Source organism: Nonomuraea sp. NPDC001831 (genome assembly GCF_042892035.1).
In the GTDB taxonomy this organism is placed as follows: Bacteria; Actinomycetota; Actinomycetes; order Streptosporangiales; family Streptosporangiaceae; genus Nonomuraea.
This window is the reverse complement of sequence record NZ_JBIATU010000029.1, coordinates 45863-64286: the sequence shown is the minus strand read 5'-3', so window position 1 is coordinate 64286 and position 18424 is coordinate 45863. Positions and strand designations below refer to the sequence as shown.

General features: G+C 71.2%; 18 protein-coding genes and 1 riboswitch. Of the genes, 10 read left to right on the top strand and 8 right to left on the bottom strand.

Annotated features, from left to right (window positions below; genetic code table 11):
* Positions 1-310 precede the first annotated feature (310 nt).
* A complete protein-coding gene (locus ACFYYW_RS47530) occupies positions 311-2401 on the top strand; it encodes a S9 family peptidase (protein ID WP_364418529.1) in 2091 nt (696 codons plus the stop codon).
* Positions 2398-3396, top strand: coding sequence for an L-glyceraldehyde 3-phosphate reductase (gene mgrA, locus ACFYYW_RS47525; RefSeq protein WP_387660782.1), 999 nt, complete (start codon positions 2398-2400; stop codon positions 3394-3396). The genes ACFYYW_RS47530 and mgrA overlap by 4 nt, the downstream gene beginning before the upstream one ends.
* A 42-nt stretch (positions 3397-3438) precedes the next feature.
* Here the strand turns inward: mgrA and ACFYYW_RS47520 are convergent, their stop codons facing one another.
* Positions 3439-5814 carry a YbhN family protein gene (locus ACFYYW_RS47520; protein WP_387660779.1) on the bottom strand — a complete coding sequence of 792 codons (2376 nt, stop codon included), beginning with the start codon at positions 5812-5814 and terminating at the stop codon, positions 3439-3441.
* A 425-nt stretch (positions 5815-6239) separates the two neighbouring features.
* Here ACFYYW_RS47520 and ACFYYW_RS47515 point away from each other — a divergent pair, with 425 nt between their 5' ends.
* Entirely contained in the window at positions 6240-8252 is a 2013-nt protein-coding gene (locus ACFYYW_RS47515) for a molybdopterin-dependent oxidoreductase (protein WP_387660776.1), read from the top strand.
* 79 nt (positions 8253-8331) lie between these two features.
* Here the strand turns inward: ACFYYW_RS47515 and ACFYYW_RS47510 are convergent, their stop codons facing one another.
* Complete coding sequence (locus tag ACFYYW_RS47510; protein WP_387660773.1) at positions 8332-9150, bottom strand: alpha/beta hydrolase; 819 nt, start codon at positions 9148-9150, stop codon at positions 8332-8334.
* A 93-nt stretch (positions 9151-9243) separates the two neighbouring features.
* Here ACFYYW_RS47510 and ACFYYW_RS47505 point away from each other — a divergent pair, with 93 nt between their 5' ends.
* Positions 9244-9795 (top strand): helix-turn-helix transcriptional regulator, encoded by a 552-nt coding sequence (locus ACFYYW_RS47505; RefSeq protein ID WP_352320527.1) that lies wholly within the window; start codon positions 9244-9246, stop codon positions 9793-9795.
* Here ACFYYW_RS47505 and ACFYYW_RS47500 read toward each other — a convergent pair.
* Positions 9784-10710 (bottom strand): GNAT family N-acetyltransferase, encoded by a 927-nt coding sequence (locus ACFYYW_RS47500; RefSeq protein WP_364418523.1) that lies wholly within the window; start codon positions 10708-10710, stop codon positions 9784-9786. The genes ACFYYW_RS47505 and ACFYYW_RS47500 overlap by 12 nt on opposite strands.
* A 75-nt stretch (positions 10711-10785) precedes the next feature.
* Between ACFYYW_RS47500 and ACFYYW_RS47495 the strand changes: the two genes are divergently transcribed.
* Positions 10786-11235 carry a hypothetical protein gene (locus ACFYYW_RS47495; RefSeq protein WP_387660769.1) on the top strand — a complete coding sequence of 150 codons (450 nt, stop codon included), beginning with the start codon at positions 10786-10788 and terminating at the stop codon, positions 11233-11235.
* Here the strand turns inward: ACFYYW_RS47495 and ACFYYW_RS47490 are convergent.
* The 4 genes from ACFYYW_RS47490 to ACFYYW_RS47475 form a co-directional block, all read right to left on the bottom strand.
* The gene (locus ACFYYW_RS47490) at positions 11201-11560 is read right to left on the bottom strand and encodes a zinc-binding dehydrogenase (RefSeq protein WP_387660785.1); all 360 of its coding nucleotides are present in this window, start codon (positions 11558-11560) and stop codon (positions 11201-11203) included. The two genes, ACFYYW_RS47495 and ACFYYW_RS47490, sit on opposite strands and share 35 nt — an antisense overlap.
* A gap of 66 nt (positions 11561-11626) precedes the next feature.
* Complete coding sequence (locus ACFYYW_RS47485) at positions 11627-12010, bottom strand: VOC family protein (protein ID WP_387660766.1); 384 nt, start codon at positions 12008-12010, stop codon at positions 11627-11629.
* 4 nt (positions 12011-12014) lie between these two features.
* The gene (locus ACFYYW_RS47480) at positions 12015-12335 is read right to left on the bottom strand and encodes a multidrug efflux SMR transporter (RefSeq protein WP_352320519.1); all 321 of its coding nucleotides are present in this window, start codon (positions 12333-12335) and stop codon (positions 12015-12017) included.
* Between the two features lie 32 nt (positions 12336-12367).
* A riboswitch (guanidine-III (ykkC-III) riboswitch) is annotated at positions 12368-12441 on the bottom strand.
* A 10-nt stretch (positions 12442-12451) separates the two neighbouring features.
* The gene (locus ACFYYW_RS47475; protein ID WP_352320517.1) at positions 12452-13249 is read right to left on the bottom strand and encodes a methyltransferase domain-containing protein; all 798 of its coding nucleotides are present in this window, start codon (positions 13247-13249) and stop codon (positions 12452-12454) included.
* 103 nt (positions 13250-13352) lie between these two features.
* Here ACFYYW_RS47475 and ACFYYW_RS47470 point away from each other — a divergent pair, with 103 nt between their 5' ends.
* From ACFYYW_RS47470 to ACFYYW_RS47460, 3 genes are all read left to right on the top strand, one after another.
* Entirely contained in the window at positions 13353-15158 is a 1806-nt protein-coding gene (locus ACFYYW_RS47470) for an acyl-CoA dehydrogenase (protein WP_352320516.1), read from the top strand.
* 67 nt (positions 15159-15225) lie between these two features.
* The gene (locus tag ACFYYW_RS47465) at positions 15226-16164 is read left to right on the top strand and encodes an MBL fold metallo-hydrolase (protein ID WP_387660761.1); all 939 of its coding nucleotides are present in this window, start codon (positions 15226-15228) and stop codon (positions 16162-16164) included.
* A gap of 71 nt (positions 16165-16235) precedes the next feature.
* A complete protein-coding gene (locus tag ACFYYW_RS47460) occupies positions 16236-16460 on the top strand; it encodes a hypothetical protein (RefSeq protein ID WP_352320513.1) in 225 nt (74 codons plus the stop codon).
* Between the two features lie 6 nt (positions 16461-16466).
* Here the strand turns inward: ACFYYW_RS47460 and ACFYYW_RS47455 are convergent, their stop codons facing one another.
* Positions 16467-16760, bottom strand: coding sequence for a Dabb family protein (locus tag ACFYYW_RS47455; protein WP_352320511.1), 294 nt, complete (start codon positions 16758-16760; stop codon positions 16467-16469).
* A 79-nt stretch (positions 16761-16839) separates the two neighbouring features.
* On the opposite strand from ACFYYW_RS47455, the gene ACFYYW_RS47450 reads away from it, so the two are divergent.
* Together ACFYYW_RS47450 and ACFYYW_RS47445 are read left to right on the top strand one after the other, a co-directional pair.
* Entirely contained in the window at positions 16840-17571 is a 732-nt protein-coding gene (locus ACFYYW_RS47450) for an NUDIX hydrolase (protein WP_352320509.1), read from the top strand.
* On the top strand, positions 17568-18422 hold the full coding sequence (locus tag ACFYYW_RS47445; RefSeq protein ID WP_387660758.1) for a molecular chaperone DnaJ: 855 nt from the start codon (positions 17568-17570) through the stop codon (positions 18420-18422). The genes ACFYYW_RS47450 and ACFYYW_RS47445 overlap by 4 nt, the downstream gene beginning before the upstream one ends.
* Positions 18423-18424 lie beyond the last annotated feature (2 nt).

Genomic DNA, 18424 nt, shown 5'->3' with positions numbered 1-18424 from the left:
AGCCGTTCAAGTCTCTGTCAAATTGACCGGACTTGCTCGACCTGCTGGAATTAAGTCGCGCCCCGCTTCCGGGACAACCCCTCTAACTTACCAGCCTGTCGCTCGGTTAGCGAACCGATCTTCAAACTCGCGAGCCAGAAGGGATTGCCGTCGATACACGTCGCAACGCACCAAAGTCACCGGAGTGAAGGGAGTGGGTTGCGCCGCACCTCGTCGGCTCCTAAAGATTAGCAGCGCTCCCGACCACTCGGGACGCGTTCGGCAGCTCTCCCGGCCACAGAACGATCACGGCCGAACATAGACTCCCCCCGTGAGCAGCAACACGCCGCCAGTGGCGAAGAAGGTACCGACTGAGCGCATCCATCACGGCGACACGTTCATCGACGAGTACGCCTGGCTAAGCAACAAGGACGACCCGGACACAACGGCGTACCTGGAGGCAGAGAACGACTTTCTCAAAGAGCACACCGCGCATCTCGCCGAGCTCCAGGAACAGGTCTTCCAGGAGATCAAGGGGCGCACTCAGGAGACCGACCTGTCGGTGCCGAGCCGTAAGGGGGCGTGGTGGTACTTCTCGCGTACCGAGGAGGGCAAGCAGTACGCGGTGTCCTGCCGGGTGCCGGCCGACAGTGACGCGCCGCCGCAGATCACCCCGGGCGAGCGCCTTGAGCGCGAGCAGGTCGTGCTCGACGGCAACGAGCTCGCCGGCGACAGCGCGTTCTTCTCCGTCGGTACCAGCGCCGTCGCGCCCGACGGGACGATGCTGGCCTACTCGACCGACTACAAGGGCGACGAGCGTTTCACGCTGAGGTTCAGGAACCTCGAGACGGGCGAGGTGCTGCCCGACGAGATCAAGGACATCTTCTACGGCGGCGCCTGGTCGGCCGACGGCTCGGCGTTCTTCTACACGCGGGTGGACGACGCCTGGCGTCCCTACCAGGTCTACCGGCACACCCTCGGGACGGAAGAGGACGTCCTGGTCTACGAGGAGACCGACGAGCGCTACTGGGTGGGCATCGGGCTGACCCGCAGCGAGCGGTACCTCGTGCTGGGCGCGGGCAGCAAGATCACCAGCGAGGTGCGCATCCTCGACGCCGCCGACCCCACCGGCGAGTTCCAGGTCGTCCGGCCCAGGAAGACCGGCGTGGAGTACGGCGTCGAGCACGCGGGCGACTTCTTCTACGTCCTGCACAACGAGAACGCCGAGAACTTCGAGCTGGCCACGGCCCCCATCGACGAGCCCGGCTCCTGGACCCCGCTGATCGGGCACCGCGAGGACACCAGGCTGCTGGAGATCGACGCCTTCTCCGACCATGCCGTCGTGCACTTCCGCCGTGACGGGCTGACCGGCCTGCGGGTGCTGCCCTACGGCGCCGCGGGCGCGGGCTGGCGGGAGCGGATCGAGGCCGCCGAGCGGAACGCGTACGAGATCGACTTCCCCGAGCCCCTGTACGACGTCGGCCCGGCGGGCAACCCCGAGTTCACGACGACGCGGCTCAGGCTGGCGTACACGAGCATGGTGACGCCGCCGAGCGTCTACGACTACGAGCTGGACTCGCACGAGCTGATCCTGCTCAAGCAGCGTCCGGTGCTGGGCGGCTACGACGCGGGCGACTACGAGCAGTTCCGGGAGTGGGCGACGGCCGAGGACGGCACGCGCGTGCCGATCTCGATCGTCAAGCGCAAGGACACCACGACGCCTGCCCCGACCTTGCTCTACGGCTACGGCAGCTACGAGACCTCGATCGACCCCGGGTTCTCGGTTCCCCGGCTGTCGCTGCTCGACCGCGGGTTCGTCTTCGCCGTCGCGCACGTCAGGGGCGGCGGCGAGATGGGCCGTCGCTGGTACGAGGACGGCAAGCTGACGAGGAAGCGGAACACGTTCACCGACTTCGTGGCGGCGGCCCGGCATCTCAAGGCGAGCGGCTGGAGCGGGCGGATCGTCGCGCGCGGCGGCTCGGCGGGCGGGCTGCTGATGGGGGCGGTGACGAACCTGGCTCCCGAGGAGTTCGCGGGCGTGGTGGCCGAGGTGCCGTTCGTGGACGCGCTCAACACGATCCTCGACCCGTCGTTGCCGCTGACGGTGATCGAATGGGACGAGTGGGGCGATCCGCTGCACAATCCGGACGTCTACGCGTACATGAAGAGCTATTCGCCGTACGAGAACGTGGACGGCAGGGTGTACCCGCCGATTCTGGCGATCACCAGCCTGAACGACACGCGGGTGCTGTACCACGAGCCGGCCAAGTGGATCGCGCGGCTGCGGGCGACCGCGTCCGGCGGGCCGTTCCTGCTCAAGACGGAGATGGGCGCGGGGCACGGCGGGCGCAGCGGCCGGTACGACGCCTGGCGCGAGGAGGCGTTCGCGCTGTCCTGGATCATCGAGAGGGGGACGGCGTGAGCTTCGTGGCCGATGAGCAGCGGTACGAGCGTCAGCCGTACAACCGCAGTGGGCGCAGCGGGCTGAAGTTGCCGGCGGTGTCGCTGGGGTTGTGGCACAACTTCGGCGACGACCGGCCGATCGAGAACTCGCGGGCGGTGCTGCGGCGCGCGTTCGACCTCGGGGTGACGCATTTCGACCTGGCCAACAACTACGGCGTGCCGTACGGGTCGGCGGAGCGGAACTTCGGGCGGATCCTGCGGGAGGACTTCGCGGCGTACCGGGACGAGCTGGTCATCTCGACCAAGGCCGGGTACGACATGTGGCCGGGGCCGTACGGGGAGTGGGGGTCGCGCAAGTACGTGCTGGCCAGCCTCGACCAGTCGCTCGCCCGCATGGGCCTGGAGTACGTGGACGTGTTCTACAGCCACCGTCCGGACCCGGAGACGCCGCTGGAGGAGACCATGGGGGCGCTGGACCGGGCGGTGCGCTCGGGCAAGGCGCTGTACGCGGGCGTCTCCAACTACTCGGCCGAGCAGACCGCGCAGGCCGCGCGGATCATGCGCGAGCTGGGCACGCCGCTGCTCATCCACCAGCCGTCGTACTCGATGATCAACCGGTGGATCGAGGACGACGGACTGCTCGACGTGCTGGAGGAGGCGGGCATGGGCTGCATCGTGTACTCGCCGCTGGCGCAGGGGCTGCTCACCGACCGCTACCTGGAGGGCGTGCCCGAGGGCTCGCGGGCGGCGACGAGCCGGTTCCTGAGCGCCGAGCAGATCGACCGGGACCTGGCGCGCGACCTCAACGAGATCGCCAGGGGCCGGGGCCAGACGCTGGCCCAGATGGCACTGTCGTGGACGCTGCGCGACCCGCGGGTGACGAGCGTGCTGATCGGGGCGAGCAGCGTCCGGCAGCTGGAGGACAACGTGGCGTGCGTGGACGGCCCGGTGTTCACCGAGAGCGAGCTGGCGGCGATCGACAAGATCACCGAGCCGGTCACGTCGGCCCGCTGACTCACCCGCGGCGCACGGGGTCCTGTTCTGCCCGAGTGCGGTTCACAGGGCCTCGTGCCGCTGGAGGTAGGTGAAGGCGGCCCAGCCCGGCAGCACCGGCAGCCAGAACGTGAGCAGCCGGTGCAGCAGCACGGCCGAGGCGGCCAGGTCCCATTCGAGGCCGGCCGCGACCAGGCCGAGGGTGAGCGCGTACTCGACGGCGCCGAGGCCGCCCGGCGTGGGGGCGGCCGAGCCGATGGCGTTGGCCGTGAGGTAGACGACGGCGACGGCGGTGAAGCTCAGCTCGCCGCCGAACGCCGCGACGCAGGCGTCGAGGCAGGCCACGAACGCGATCGTGATCATGAGCGTGCCGAAGGCGGCCTCGATCATCTTGGCCGGCGACTGGAGCACGTCGAGCAGGCGGGGCAGCACGTTCGAGAACAGCCTGCGCATGCGCACGGTCACCATCCTGCGCAGCGGCGGCACGCCGAGCACCACCGCGACCAGCAGCGCGATGGCGAGCATCGCCACGACCAGGCCGCGCGAGGGGGTGAAGGAGGTGGCGGCGTCGGAGCCGGTGATGTAGGCGAACAGCAGCAGCAGGGCGATGTGGAAGACCAGCATGATGAGCTGCGAGGCGCCCACGCTGGCCACCGCGAGCGCCGGCGCGATGCCGCGCTTCTGCAGGTAGCGGGTGTTGATCGCGACGCCGCCGACCGCGGCGGGCGCGACCAGTTTGACGAACGACGACGCGAACTGCACCAGGACGGTACGCCACAACGGCAGGCGTTCCGGGACGAACCCGCGCAGCATGAGGGCGGCGGCGACGAAGCTGGTGAACGAGGCGATCAGCGCCAGGCCGGACCACCCCCAGTTGGCCGTGGTCACCACCTTGTAGAGGTCGACCTTGCTGAGCTGGGACAGCACGACGTAGGCGGCGACCGTGCTGGCGATGATCGTGATCAGGGTGCGCGGGCGGAAGCGCTCCAGGCGTACCTCTTCGACCTTGCCCTGGGGCTTGAGGGCGACGATGTGGTCGCGCAGGCCCGTCAGCACGTTCTTGGCCTTGGACAGGGCCGAGCGGGTCTCCCTGGTCAGGGCGATGCGCTGGAGCAGCGGCATGGCGGCGGCGAGGGCGTCGGGGCCCATCACGGCGGCGGCGGCCCGGACCGAGCGCTCGGCGCCGACGCGCAGCGCCAGGTAGGTGAGGAGCTGGGCGATGTCGAGCCGGAGCAGCAGGTCGCCGGCGGCGATCTCGCCGCTGCGGGCGTCGGTCAGCACGACCCGGCCGGCGCGGTCGAGGTGGATGCTGTCGCCGGTGAGCCGCCGGTGTGCCAGCCGCTGGATCTGCAGCAGCTCGACCTGCTCCCAGATCTGGGCGAGCAGGGCGTCGTCGATCTCGGCGTCGGGCACCTCGTCGAGCGGGCGGGTCTCGATGTGCTCGTAGGCGAGCAGGGCGGCCTCGGTGCCGATCTCGCTGGTGCCGAGCAGGCGCGGGGTGCTGGCGCCGGCGGCCTGGGCCGCGTAGGCCATCAGGGCCTCGCGTTCCAGCTCGGCCCGGAGCGAGCGGATGGCCCGGCGCCTGGTCTCGGAGTTGAGCCTGATGCGCCGCCACAGCCGGTACGGCAGCCCGGCCACCTGGCGGTCGCGGTCGAGGACGGTGACGTCGAGGCTGGTGCCGTCCTTGAGGCCGATGGCGTAGCGGCGGCTGCCCTGGTGGTCGTCCTCGATGCGGCGGGCGGAGACGGGCGAGAAGGACAGCTTGCGCAGCGCGGCGACCACGGCGCTGCCGGGCGGGCGGGTGTTGGGGCTGCCGACGCCGTAGAGGGTGGCGTAGCCGATGGCCATGCCGACCAGGACGGTCACGATGGCGCTGGGCAGGGTGATCTGCCTGCCGGAGAAGTAGGTGAGGATGTAGAGGGCGATCGAGGTCCACATGAGCATGCGCCACGTGGGGCGGCGCGCGATGCGCACTGCGGTGGTGTAGGCGATCACCGAGGTGAGCAGCGTGTTCAGCGGCTCGATCGCGCGGTCGCCGGTGAGCAGGATGCGCAGGTCGGTCAGGCTGCTGGCCTCGATCCACTGGCCGAGCAGGAACGACCCGGCCATGCCGATGATGGCCGCGATCAGCCCTTCGGCGACGCGCAGGCCGTCGCGGTGGAAGACCCGCTCGACGGCGAACGCGGCGGGCACGATGAGCACGGCCGCGCTGCCGATGAAGGCCGCGACCCGGCTGAGCAGCGGGACCATCTCGGCGCCGACCTTGACGTCCTGCTCCAGGCCGTTGAGCGTCTGCTTGGCGACGAGGGCGAGCAGGATCACCGCCGCGAGCACCGCCAGCGTCGCGAAGAAGCGCAGCAGGTCGGACGGCCGCCGCAGCCGCTGGGGAAGGAGCGGCTCGACTACGTAGACGCCGCCGTCGGCGCGTGGCTCGGACACGGCTGGATCCCCCTCCGTGAGGTCCTCCGTGTCATCGTCTCGTTCCCTGATTTCGGCCACCGACAGTGATTCTGCACCTTCCCGGCCGGACCGTACGATCTCTGTTGTCCAGTGTCCTCGTTCGCCGCTCCGGCGCGCGCACCGGGTGAGGACCCGACCGGCGTCGGCCTGCCCGCGTGTCTGGCATGTTCACTCCCGCGGTGCCGGTGCCGGCCCTCGTCGCCCCCGACGCCCGGCGCCCGCGGGGAAAACCGCGCGGCCGGGCGGCCCGGTCACGACGCGTCGGCCGAGTACACCGCGGCCAGGCTGCGCGAGGCAGGGTACACGGTGGAACTCCTGCCGTTCACCTTTGACTTCTTTCACGAGGTCGGCTCGGCGGTGTCGCGGGGACGGCGGGCGCGGGCCTCTCGACGTAGGCTGTGCGCATGTCGGGTGATTTGAGGGTTTTGGGGGCATGTCCGCTTGACTGCCCCGACACCTGCTCCTGGATCGTGACCGTACGGGACGGGCAGGCCGTCAAGATGCGCGGCAACCCCGACCACCCCTACACCCGCGGCGCGTTGTGCGTGAAGGTCAACCGGTACCTGGAGCACACGCAGGCGCAGGACCGCATCCTGTACCCGATGCGGCGCACCGGGCCGAAGGGGTCGGGCCAGTTCGAGCGCATCACCTGGGACGAGGCGCTCGACGAGATCTCGACCCGCCTGCGCGCCATCGTGGACGAGCACGGCGGCGAGGCGATCTGGCCGTACCTGGGCACCGGGTCGCTGGGTTACCTCCAGGGCTGCGAGGGCGTGGCGGGCCGCCGGTTCTGGAACGTGCTGGGGGCGTCCAAGCACTGGCTGAACATCTGCTCGGCGGCCGGCAGCAGCGGGCTGATGAAGGCCAACGGCACCGCGGGCGGCATGGACCCGGAGAACTTCGCCCAGGCCAGGCTGATCCTGCTCTGGGGCACGAACACGCTGACCAGCGGCCACCACCTGTGGAAGTTCATCCAGGACGCCCGCGCGGACGGCGCGCACGTGGTCGCCATCGACCCCATCCGCACCAGGACCGCCGACCAGGCCGACCAGCACCTGGCGATCAGGCCGGGCACGGATGCCGCGCTCGCGCTCGGGCTGCTCAACGTCGTGCTCGCGGAGAACGCCCAGGACGAGGAGTTCCTGGCCGAGCACACCGAGGGCTGGGAGGACTTCCGCAAGGAGATCCTGGAGTACCCGGTGGAGCGGGTGGCGGAGATCACCGGCATCCCGCCCGAGGACGTCCACAGCCTGGGGATGCGTCTGGCCCACACCCGGCCGACCGCGATCCGCGCCACCATGGGCATCCAGCGGCACGCCGGCGGCGGCACCGCGATGCGCACGATCGCCGCGATCCCCGGCGTGACCGGCGACTGGCGGCATCCGGGCGGCGGCGTGGCGTACTCGACGAGCGGTCACGTGCGCGTGACCGTCGACACCCGCGACGACCTGCTGGCCAAGCCGGTGCGCACGCTGGTCATGACCAAGCTCGGCTCCCAGCTCGACGACGTCAAATGTCTGTGGGTGTACGCCGCCAACCCGCTCGGCTCGACCCCCGACGCCAACGCGATCAGGCGGCAGCTCGCCCGCGAGGACCTGTTCACGGTCGTCATGGAGCAGTTCCCGACCGACACCGTGGACTACGCCGACATCGTGCTGCCCGCGACCATGCAGACCGAGCACATGGACCTGCACGCCGGTTACGGCCACATGTACCTGCTGTGGAACGAGCCCGCCGTGCCGCCGCCCGGAGAGTGCCTGTCCACCACCGAGACCTTCCGCCGGCTGGCCGCGCACATGGGGCTGAGCGAGCCGTCCCTGTACGACTCCGACCTGGAGCTGGCCGAGTCGTTGTTGTCGGGCGGGCACCCGTCGCTCGAAGGCGTCACGCTGGACCGGCTGCGCAAGGAGGGGTGGGTGCGGATGAACTACCCCAAGCCGTTCGCGCCGTTCGCCGAGGGCTTCCCGACGCCGTCCGGGCGGCTGCGCTTCCCGCCCGCCGGGAAGGCGTACGTGCCCTCGCACACGGCGGCCGCCGAGCGGTCGGCGTACCCGCTGACGCTGGTCACGCCGGCCTCGCACACGTTCCTGAACACGATCTTCGCCAACAATCCGGAGCTGCGGCGGCGGGCCAAGGGGCCGGCCGTGCTGGTGAACCCGGCCGACGCGGCGGCCCGGGGGCTGGTGGCCGGGCAGCGCGTACGGGTGCACAACGACGGCGGCGAGTTCCTGGCCGACGTGGAGATCAGCGACCGGGTCGCGCCCGGCGTGGTGGCCTCGCCCAAGGGCCGGTGGCCGAAGCTGACCCCGGGCGGCGCGAACGCCAACGCGGTCGTGGCCGAGCGAGACGGCGACATGGGCCGGGGGCCCGCCTTCCACGACAACCTGGTCGAGATCAGCCCTTGCGCCGGTCCATGACCTGGTGAAGGTCAGCCCTTGTGCCGGTCCATGACCTGGTGAAGGTCAGCCCTTGTGCCGGTCCATGACCTGGTGGAGGTCAGCCCTTGTGCCGGTCCATGAACGCCACGACCGTGTCGAGCACCTTGGCGGCGTGCGGGCTGCCGAGCAGGGCCGAGGCGTGCAGCGACTCGCCCGGAATGATCAGCACCTGGTTGTCCGGGGACTTGGTCGCGGCGGCCTCGGTCGCGCGCATCGATGCGGCGCCGCCGTAGGAGTCGTGCTCGGAGCCGATCTGCAGCAGCGGCACGGTGAGCGCGGCGGCGTCGCCCTCGTCGATCTCGCCGGACAGGGCGACGACGCCGGCCACCTCGGCGCCCAGCCGCTCGGCCGCCGGGACCGAGGCCGTGGCGCCGATCGAGCCGCCGACCAGGAACAGCCGCTCGACGCCCTTCTCCTTGGCCAGGCGCTTGCCCATGGCGACCGCGCCGTCCTCCGGGAGCAGGCCGGCGTCCCTGGCGTACAGCAGGACGCGGTAGCCGGCGGCGACCAGGCGGTCCGACAGCGGGCGCCAGGAGCACACGGTGCCGCGGCGCTCGTAGCTGATCACCACGCCCACCGGGCCGTCGCCGGCGATCACGCCGGGCAGGCCGCGGACGTGGGTGAAGATCTTGCCGTCCCGCTCGGTGAAGCAGCCCGAGACGTTGGGGCCGGTCGGCGGCGCGCTCGTGGGCGCGCTCGTGGCGGGGGTCGTGGCGGGGGTCGTGGCGGGGGTCGTGGCGGGGGTCGTGGCGGGGGTCGTGGCGGGGGTCGTTTCCCCGGCAGGGGCGCGGGACTCGGCGGCCGTCGTGCGGACGGCGGTGGTGCCGGCGCCGACCGCGCCCCCGCAGCCGGTCAGCCCCATGGTGAGGAGTGCCATCCATCCGACGATCTTTCGCATGGCCGCCGCGCCCTTCTCCTGACTATGTCTGAACTGACATAGTGCCGCAAGCACCATATCCTTGGACCCACCATGACCTCAACGCTCGGATACGCGATCCTGGCCGTGCTGGCGCGCGGCGATCGCACCGGATACGACCTCGCGGCGGCCATGCGGCGGCCGGTCGGCTACTTCTGGACGGCCGGCCACAGCCAGATCCACGCCGAACTGCAGAAGCTGCGGGCGGCCGGGCTGGTCGGGTTCGAGAGCGCGCACGGGCCTGGGCCGCAGGCCAAGAAGGTCTACCACCTGACCGCCGAGGGCCTGGCGGCGCTGCGGGCATGGGTCACCGAGCCGCCGCGCGAGCGGCCGGAGCGCGACGAGCTGGTGCTGAAGACGTACGCGGCGTGGCTGGCCGAGCCGGAGCTGCTGCGGCGACTGTTCGCCGACCAGCTCGCCGCGCACGAGGAGCGGCTGGCCGACTACGAGCGGCAGGAGGCGTCGTTCGGCGGCCGGCCGGCCTTCGGCGACCCCGGGTTCGGCGGCTACGCGACGCTGCGCTGCGGGCTGAGCTACGAGCGGCACCGGGCCGAGTGGTGCCGCTGGATGCTGACCCAGCTCGCCGACGCCGCGTCAGCCGAGTGAGAGTTTGTAGCCCTCGTGGGAGGCGGTGAAGCCGAGCGCGTCGTAGAAGCGGTGGGCGTCGGTACGCGACTTGTCGGAGGTGAGCTGGACGACGGCGCACCCCCTGGCCCGCGCCCGGTCGACGGCCCACTGGATCATCTTGCCGCCGAGCCCCTGGCCGCGCGTCGAGGCGGCCACCCTGACGGCCTCGATCTGGCACCGCTCGGAACCCAGCCGCGACAGCCCGGCCAGGTACGTGAGCTGCATCGTGCCGACCACCTCGCCCTCCCGCTCGGCCACGATGAGCTCGTCGTGCGGGTTGGCCTCGATGCGGTCGAAGGCCATCAGGTAGCGGGTGTCGTCGGGGTCTCCCTCGCGGGCGGCGCCGAGCGGGTCATCGGCCAGCAGCCGGACGATGGCCGGGACGTCCTCCTTGCGGGCCTGGCGGAACAGCAGGGACAACACGTAGTGGGACTCCATCAGGGACGGGTTGGAGGGCAGGGCCATGACCTTGCCGCTGCGCACGAAGCCCTTGGCCGCGTAGAGCGCGCGGGCGGCGTGGTTGCGGTCGACGGCCCAGAGCTGCACCTGCTCGGCCCCGGCCGAACGGGCCCACTCGACGGACCGGTCGACCAGGCGGGAGGCGAGCCCGCGGCCCCTGGCCTCGGGGGCGACCCACATGGACAGCAGGTGGGCGCCGGTCTCCTCCAGGAGCATGCACACCAGGCCGACGTCGCCCAGGTCGTCGTCCTCGGCCACCCACCACCGCGAGTGCGGGTTCTTCAGCCGATCGGCCCAGTCGTCTGCGGAGAACGCGACCTCGCGCGCGTAGGAGGAGCCGAACGCGTCCGGTGACTCCTGCAGCGCCCGCAGCCGGACGTCCCTCAGCCGTTCTCCTTCGTCCGGCCCCAACTGCACAATGGCGATTTCCGTCATATGGGAATCATGTCAGGGACAGGTCAGGGTCCGTCCCCGATGCCTCATGGGGGCCCGTGGCGGCACCATGAGGACATGAACGAAATCAGTAGGCGCGACGAGGTCTCACTGTCCGCGGCGGCCCTGCGGGGCGCCCCTTGGAAGACCGCCGCCATCGGCGGCGTCGTGGTGTCGGGCGCCAGCTTCGGGATGGGCCTGGTCACCGGCGGCGGTGACCTGGTCTGGGCCCTGGGCCTCGGCATCAGCCTGTTCGCGCTGATCGCCGCGATCGGCGCGGTCGCCAAGCCGCACGAGGGCGACCGCGTCACCCGCCAGGCGCGGCTGTGGTCGCTGCGGCACCCGTGGAAGTTCGCGCTCCTGCCCGCCGCGATCACGGCGGTGCTCGACTACCCGGTGCAGCTCGTGCTCGACGACGAGGGCGTGTTCGGCTCGGCCGTGCAGGCGATGTGGCACGGCGCGCTGGTCTACCTGATCGCCGCGATCCTCACCCTCACGATGAAGGGACGAGCACGATCTTCCCAGTGAGACCTTCGAGCATTGCCCGGTTCTCCGCGGCGTGGCCCATGGACCACGCGCCCCGGTCGACGCCCACCACGGCCCGGTTACGCAGCAGCACCTGGTCGGCCGGCAGCCTCGCGATCCCGCCCGAGGCGAATCCGACGACCAGGAACCGCCCGCCCTCGCGCAACCCGCGAAGGGCCCGCTCGGACAGCTCGCCGCCGACCGGGTCGACGGCCACGTCCACGGACCACGCCCTGGCCGCTTCCTTGAGCCCGTCGTAGCCGATCACGTCGTCGGCTCCCGCCCGCCGGGCGCGCTCCCTCTTCTCGCCGGCGGACGCCGCCGCCAGCGCAACCGCGCGGCCACCTCAGGCGACGGCCCTCACGCTCATGGGGCAAGCTTCACCGACAGAACATCATTCCGGCAAGGCCCTCTCCGCCTCGCTCCGGCACACGCAGAACTCGTTGCCCTCGGGGTCGAGCATGGTCACCCAGCCCGTGCCGTCGGGCCTGCGCTGGTCCTGGAAGACGGTCGCGCCGAGGCCGAGCAGCCGCTCGACCTCCTCGTCACGCGTACGGCCCTCGGTGCCGTTGACGTCGAAATGCACCCGGTTCTTCCCCGTCTTGGCCTCGGGCACGCGGATGAACAGCAGGAAAGGGTCGCGCGGCGTACGCAGCATCACCTCGTCGGCGCCCGGCTTGTCACCCTCGCCGAGCGGCCACCCGGTGGCCTGGCTCCACCAGTTCGCGAGCTCGTAGGGATCGGCGGCGTCGACGGTGACAGCGTGAATCTCAATCATCGCACTAGTGTCCACCAGCCAGATTGAGCCCCACGACACCGGCCAGGATGAGCGCGATCGAGGTCAGGCGCAGCGGCGACACGTCGTCGCCCATGGCGACCATGCCGAGGATCGCGGTGCCGACGGCCCCGATGCCGGTCCACACGGCGTACGCGGTGCCGACCTCCAGGGACTTGAGCGCGTAGGCGAGCAGCCCGAAGCTGAGGGCGGCCGTGGCCAGGAAGGACAGGGTCCACCACAGGTTGCTGAGGCCGTTGCTGAGCTTGAGCGACAGTGCCATGGCCACCTCGAACAGGCCGGCCAGCACGATGAGGATCCACGCCATGATCAGACTCCTGAGGACGAGACGTACGGGTACGTGCGTCGTCTTGGCGTGTCCGGGTACGGCGCGTCTCGTCCGGGAGCGTCAGCTCAATTCATACAACGGCTGAGCAAAACGGATCATTCCCACCAGACGGTGACCCACCGATCGCGCGGCACCGGCCACATGCCCAGCTCGACGGCGGTCTCGGCCACCTCCGCCACCCTGGACGGGTCGAGGCACACCCGGCGGCAGGCGCTCTCGGCCAGCTCCTCGACGGTCGTGAAACGTTCCAGGGGCGCCTCCCGCTCCTCCACGCGCACCGGGAAGCCCAGCGCCGCGGCCAGGGCCACGCAGTCCTCCGCGATGGGCCGGACCGGGCGGTCGACGCCGTGGAAGTGCTGCCAGAGCGGCGTCATCCAGCTCATGGGATGGCGGTGGGGCAGTTCGAGCACCACCCGGCCGCGGGTGCGGCTGTCGAGCGCCTGGAGGAACTGCGCCAGGTCGGGCACGTTGTAGACCACGTGCGCGGCGACGGACACGTCGGCCACCGGCACCTGGTCGGCCACGTCGGGCCAGCGCCCCTCGACGGTGGTGGCGGGCACGCCGAGGTTCATCGCCCTGACCTTCAGGCCCTCCAGCATCGGCGCGGAGGTGTCGACCGCGTAGAGGTGACCGATGCGCTCGCGCAGCGGCAGCGACGCGGCGCCGGGACCCGAGCCGACGTCGAGCAGCGTGCCCTTGTCGGGCAGCGCCTCGGCGAGCCGGGTCATGGTCGGGCCGTCGTCGGGCTCGGCCAGCGCCCGGTCGGTCCGCGTGGCGAACCTTTCCGGCGAGTGGCTCCACGGATCGGCCGGAGCCTTGGCCAGGATCTCCTCGGGGATGGCCCAGGATTCCAGTCGCTCCCGCCATCTTGTGGCGAGTTCTTCGGCGTCCATGGAGTCGAGCATGCCACGCATGGGCGGGGTTACCCACGGGTAGCATTGCAGGTAAGGTTACTGGCCAGTACATGAAGACCTCGGTTCAAGGAGATCTGCACCCATGGGCCACTACAAGAGCAACGTGCGTGACCTGGAATTCAACCTCTTCGAGGTGTTCGGTCGACGCGAGATCCTCGGCACCGGGCCCTTCGGCGAAGTGGACGAGGACGTCGCGCGGAGCATCCTGGACGAGGTCAACAGGCTGGCGACCGGCGTGCTCGCCGACTCCTTCGAGGAGGGCGACCGCACCCCGCCGGTGTTCGACCCCGCGACGAGCACGGTGACCGTCCCGGCCGGCGTCAAGAAGTCGTTCAAGGCGCTGGTGGACGGCGGCTGGGCGCACCTCGACCTGCCCGCCGAGCTGGGCGGCCCCGGCATCCCGCGCAGCCTCGCCTGGGCGACGGCCGAGATGGTGCTCGGCTCCAACCCGGCCCTGTACATGTACGCCGCCGGCCCCAACTTCGCCTACACCCTGTGGAAGCTGGGCACGCCGGAGCAGAAGCGCTTCGCCGAGCTGGCCATCGAGAAGAACTGGGGCGCCACCATGGTGCTCACCGAGCCGGACGCCGGCTCGGACGTCGGCGCCGGCCGGGCCAGGGCGGTCCAGCAGCCCGACGGCACCTGGCACATCGAGGGCGTCAAGCGCTTCATCACCAGCGCCGAGCACGACATGGCCGACAACATCTTCCACCTGGTCCTGGCCCGTCCCGAGGGCCACGGTCCGGGCACCAAGGGCCTGTCGATGTTCCTGGTGCCCAAGTTCCACGTGGACCTGGAGACCGGCGAGCTGGGCGAGCGCAACGGCGCCTACGTCACCAACGTCGAGAAGAAGATGGGCCTGAAGGTCTCCACGACCTGCGAGCTCACCTTCGGCGACAAGCACCCGGCGATCGGCTGGCTGGTCGGCGACGTGCACGAGGGCATCAAGCAGATGTTCATGGTGATCGAGCACGCCCGCATGATGGTCGGCACCAAGGCCATCGCCACGCTCTCCACCGGCTACCTGAACGCCCTCGACTACGCCAAGTCCCGCTACCAGGGCGCGGACCTGACCAAGATGGCCGACAAGTCCGCCCCCCGGGTGACCATCACCCACCACCCGGACGTGCGCCGCGAGCTGATGCTGCAGAAGGCGTACGCCGAGGGCATGCGCGCCCTGGTCCTCTACACGGCCACCTTCCAGGACGCCCTCCTGATCGACCCGGCGGACCGGCACGCGGAGGCCATGAACGACCTGCTGCTGCCCCTGGTCAAGGGCGTCGGCTCGGAGCGCTCGTACGAGCTGCTGGCCCGCTCGCTGCAGACCCTGGGCGGCTCGGGCTACCTGCAGGACTACCCGATCGAGCAGTACATCCGCGACGCCAAGATCGACTCCCTGTACGAGGGCACCACCGCGATCCAGGGCCTCGACCTGTTCTTCCGGAAGATCCTGCGCAACCAGGGCGCCGCGGTGGGCGCGCTGCTCGCCGAGATCAACGAGTTCGCCGCCTCCGAGGCGGGCAACGGCCGGCTCAAGGAGGAGCGCAAGCTGCTCGCCGAGGCCGCCGCCGACGTCAAGGTCATGGGCGACACCATGGCCGGCTGGGCGCTCGGCTCGCTGGAGAAGCCGGAGGAGGTCTACAAGGTCGGCCTGAACAGCACCCGGTTCCTGCTCGCGCTGGGCGACCTGGTGATCGGCTGGCTGCTGCTGCGCCAGGCCGAGGTGGCCCTGGCCCGGCTGGCCGAGTCGGAGGACCCGTTCTACCAGGGCAAGGTGGCCGCGGCGTCGTTCTTCGCCACGACCGTGCTGCCCCGGCTGGCGGCCGAGCGGCGCGTCCTCGCCGCCACCGGCCAGGACCTCATGGAGCTTCCCGAAGAGGCCTTCTGAGCCTGATCCGCATTCCGGGACGCCCGCTCCCCGTCCGGGGGGCGGGCGTCGCTGTTAGGTTCCGGGCATGAGCTCCTCACCTCATGACCACCCCCTGCCCCCGCCGCGCGTCGAAGAGGTCTGCGAGGGCGTCTACGCCTACGTCCAGCCCGACGGGAGCTGGTGGATCAACAACACCGGCTTCCTGGCCGGGCGGCGCGGCGTGATCTGCGTGGACGCCTGCTCGACCGAGCGCCGCACCCGCGAGCTGCGGGCGGCCGTCGCCAAGGTCAGCGGCAGGCCGATCACCACGCTGGTCAACACCCACCACCACGGCGACCACACCTTCGGCAACTGGCTGTTCCCTGAGGCCACGATCGTCGGGCACGAGGGCGTACGCGCCCAGATCCTGGCCGACGGCGTTCCGGCGTACCGGGGGGCCTGGTCGCCGGAGGTCGTGTGGGGGACGATGGAGGTCGCGCCGCCGTTCCTGACGTACACCGAGGGGGTCACCCTCTACTCCGACGACCTGCGCTGCGAGGTGCGGCACGTCGGGCCGGCCGCGCACACGACCAACGACTCGATCGTCTGGATCCCGGAGCGGCGGGTGCTGTTCTCCGGCGACCTGGTCTTCAACGGCGGCACGCCGTTCGTCCTGATGGGCTCGGTGGCCGGGACGATCGCCGCCCTGGACACGCTCAGGGAGCTGGGCGCGGAGACGATCGTCCCCGGGCACGGCGAGGTGTGCGGGCCGGAGGTCTACGACCGGGTCGAGGGCTACCTGCGGTTCGTCCAGGAGACCGCCCGGCGGGGCCACGCGGCGGGCCGGACGCCCCTGGAGGCGGCGCGGGAGACCGACCTCGGCGAGTGGGGCGCGCTGCTCGACCCCGAACGGATCGTGGGCAACCTGCACCGGGCCTACGCCGAGCTGGACGGCCGCCCGCCGGGGGCGCCGATCGACGTCGGCGCGGCCGTCCAGGACATGATCGCCTACAACGGCGGGCAGCCACTGTCCTGTCTCGCCTGACGCGGCGAGGGTGTGGTCACCGATACCCGGGTATGACCGTGGGCACATCTCGCCTTTGCCTGGAGGTCGTCATGGGTGTCGGGGTCAGCATCTTCTTCCTCACGCTCGGCGCCATCCTGCGGTTCGCCATCGAACCCGACGTGTTCGGCCAGAGCGTGCACATGGACATCATCGGCGTCATCTTCATGATCGTCGGAGGCGTGGGCGTCGTGCTGAGCATCGTGCTCGCGCCCCGGCGCGGGCGCACCTCCGAAGACCGGCTGATGCACCGCGAGAACCACCCGCCCGAGTTCTAGAGGGCTCTAGAGGCTGAGCTGCACGGCGGCGCGGGTCGCCAGGATCGGCTTGATGTGCTCCGCGATCACGGCCTGGTGGCGGGGGTGGTCGCGGTAGATCACGAAGTCGTCCACGCTGTCGAGGTCGGCGACCACGGCGAAGTCGTGGTTGCCCTGGGTGATGCCGGCGTCGGGCCCCACCGTGTACGCCCGTAGCTGCGGGATCTCGCCCGGCAGCTTGCGCAGCTCGGTCGCGACCGCGGCCTTCTGCTCGTCGGTGGCGTCGTCGGACCAGGTGAACAGCACAATGTGACGGATCATGCGCCAACCCTATCGACACACACCCGTCGGCGGAGTTATTCTCAGATCGAGATTGACTCGAACTGAGAAGGACTTGGGGATGGAAGAGTTCCTGGCCGGCTACAACCCCCGGCTCTACGCGCCGGTCGCGGTCACCGTCGACGTGGTCGCGCTGACGATCCGCGACCGGCGGCTGCACGTCCTGATCGTCGAGCGCGGCGTGGAGCCGTACGCGGGCCGCTGGGCCCTGCCCGGCGGCTTCATCAAGCCGGACGAGGACCTGGCCGAGGCGGCGGTGCGCGAGCTGGCCGAGGAGACCGGCGTGGCCACCCGCCCGGCGCACATCGAGCAGCTCGCCAGCTACGGCGGCCCCGGCCGCGACCCCCGCATGCGGGTGGTGTCGATCTCCTACCTCGCCTTCGCCCCCGACCTGCCCGACCCCCGGCCCGGCACGGACGCCGCCGCGGCCGTCTGGCACCCGGTCGACGACGTGCCGCCGCTGGCCTTCGACCACGCCCGCATCCTGGCCGACGGCGTCGAGCGGGCCCGGTCGAAGCTGGAGTACACGCCGCTGGCCACGGCGTTCGCCGGTCCCGAGTTCACCGTCTCGGAGCTGCGGCTGATCTACGAGACCGTGTGGGGCACGCCGCTGCACGCGGGCAACTTCCACCGCAAGGTCCTGTCCGTCCCCGGGTTCGTCGAGAGCACCGGCCAGACCACCGAGACCGGCGGCCCCAGGGGCGGGCCGCGGGCCAAGCTCTACCGGGCGGGCGACGCCCGGCTGCTCCACCCCGCGCTGCTGCGGCCCGCCCGGGAGGAGGAGGTGCGGTGAACACCGAGCGGGCGGCGGCGATCGTCATGGGCGCGCGATCGGCCCAGGAGCTCTTCGCCGGCGGGTCCGCGGCCCGCGTCTACCGGCGGCTGGCCAGGGCGCTGCATCCCGACCTCGCGCCGGGCGGCGAGGAGGCGTTCAAGCGGCTGGTCGCGCTCTGGGAGACCTACCAGCGCGGTCAGCGGGTCGGCGACTTCCTGGTCGGGCCGCCGCTGCACAAGGGCGGCACCGCCGTGCTCTACCCGGCCGGGCGCGGCGCCGAGCGCGACTCGCTGCTCAAGGTGGCCCGCGACCCGGCCGCCGACCGGCTGCTGGTCCGCGAGGCCGCCGCGCTGCGGAAGATCGCGGCCGACGGCGACCCGCGCTTCCTGCCGTACGTCCCCCGCCTCGTCGCGAGCTTCCGCTACCGCGGCGGCGAGGTGGTCCGGCAGGCGAACGTGGTCAGCCGGGCGCCCGCCGGGTTCGTCACCCTGGAACGCGCCGGCACCGGGCTCGACCCCCGCGACGTGGCGTGGATCTGGCGGCGGCTGCTCGTGGCCGCCGGGCTCGCCCACCGGGCCGGCGTCGCGCACGGCGCGGTGCTCCCCCGCCACGTCCTCGTCCATCCCCTCGACCACGGGCTCGTGCTGGTCGACTGGTGCCACGGCGACCGGCTCGACGAACGCGCCGACATCGCCGCCCTGACCCGGTGCGTCGACCACCTGATGGGCGAGTGCCCGCGCCGGATGCGCGCCTTCGTCCGGGGCTGCCTGCTGCGGCCGCCGTCCGACGCGTGGGAGCTGCTGCGCGAGCTCGACGGCCTGCTCGACGACCTCTACGGGCCCCGTACGTACCGTCCGCTCCACCTTTGAGG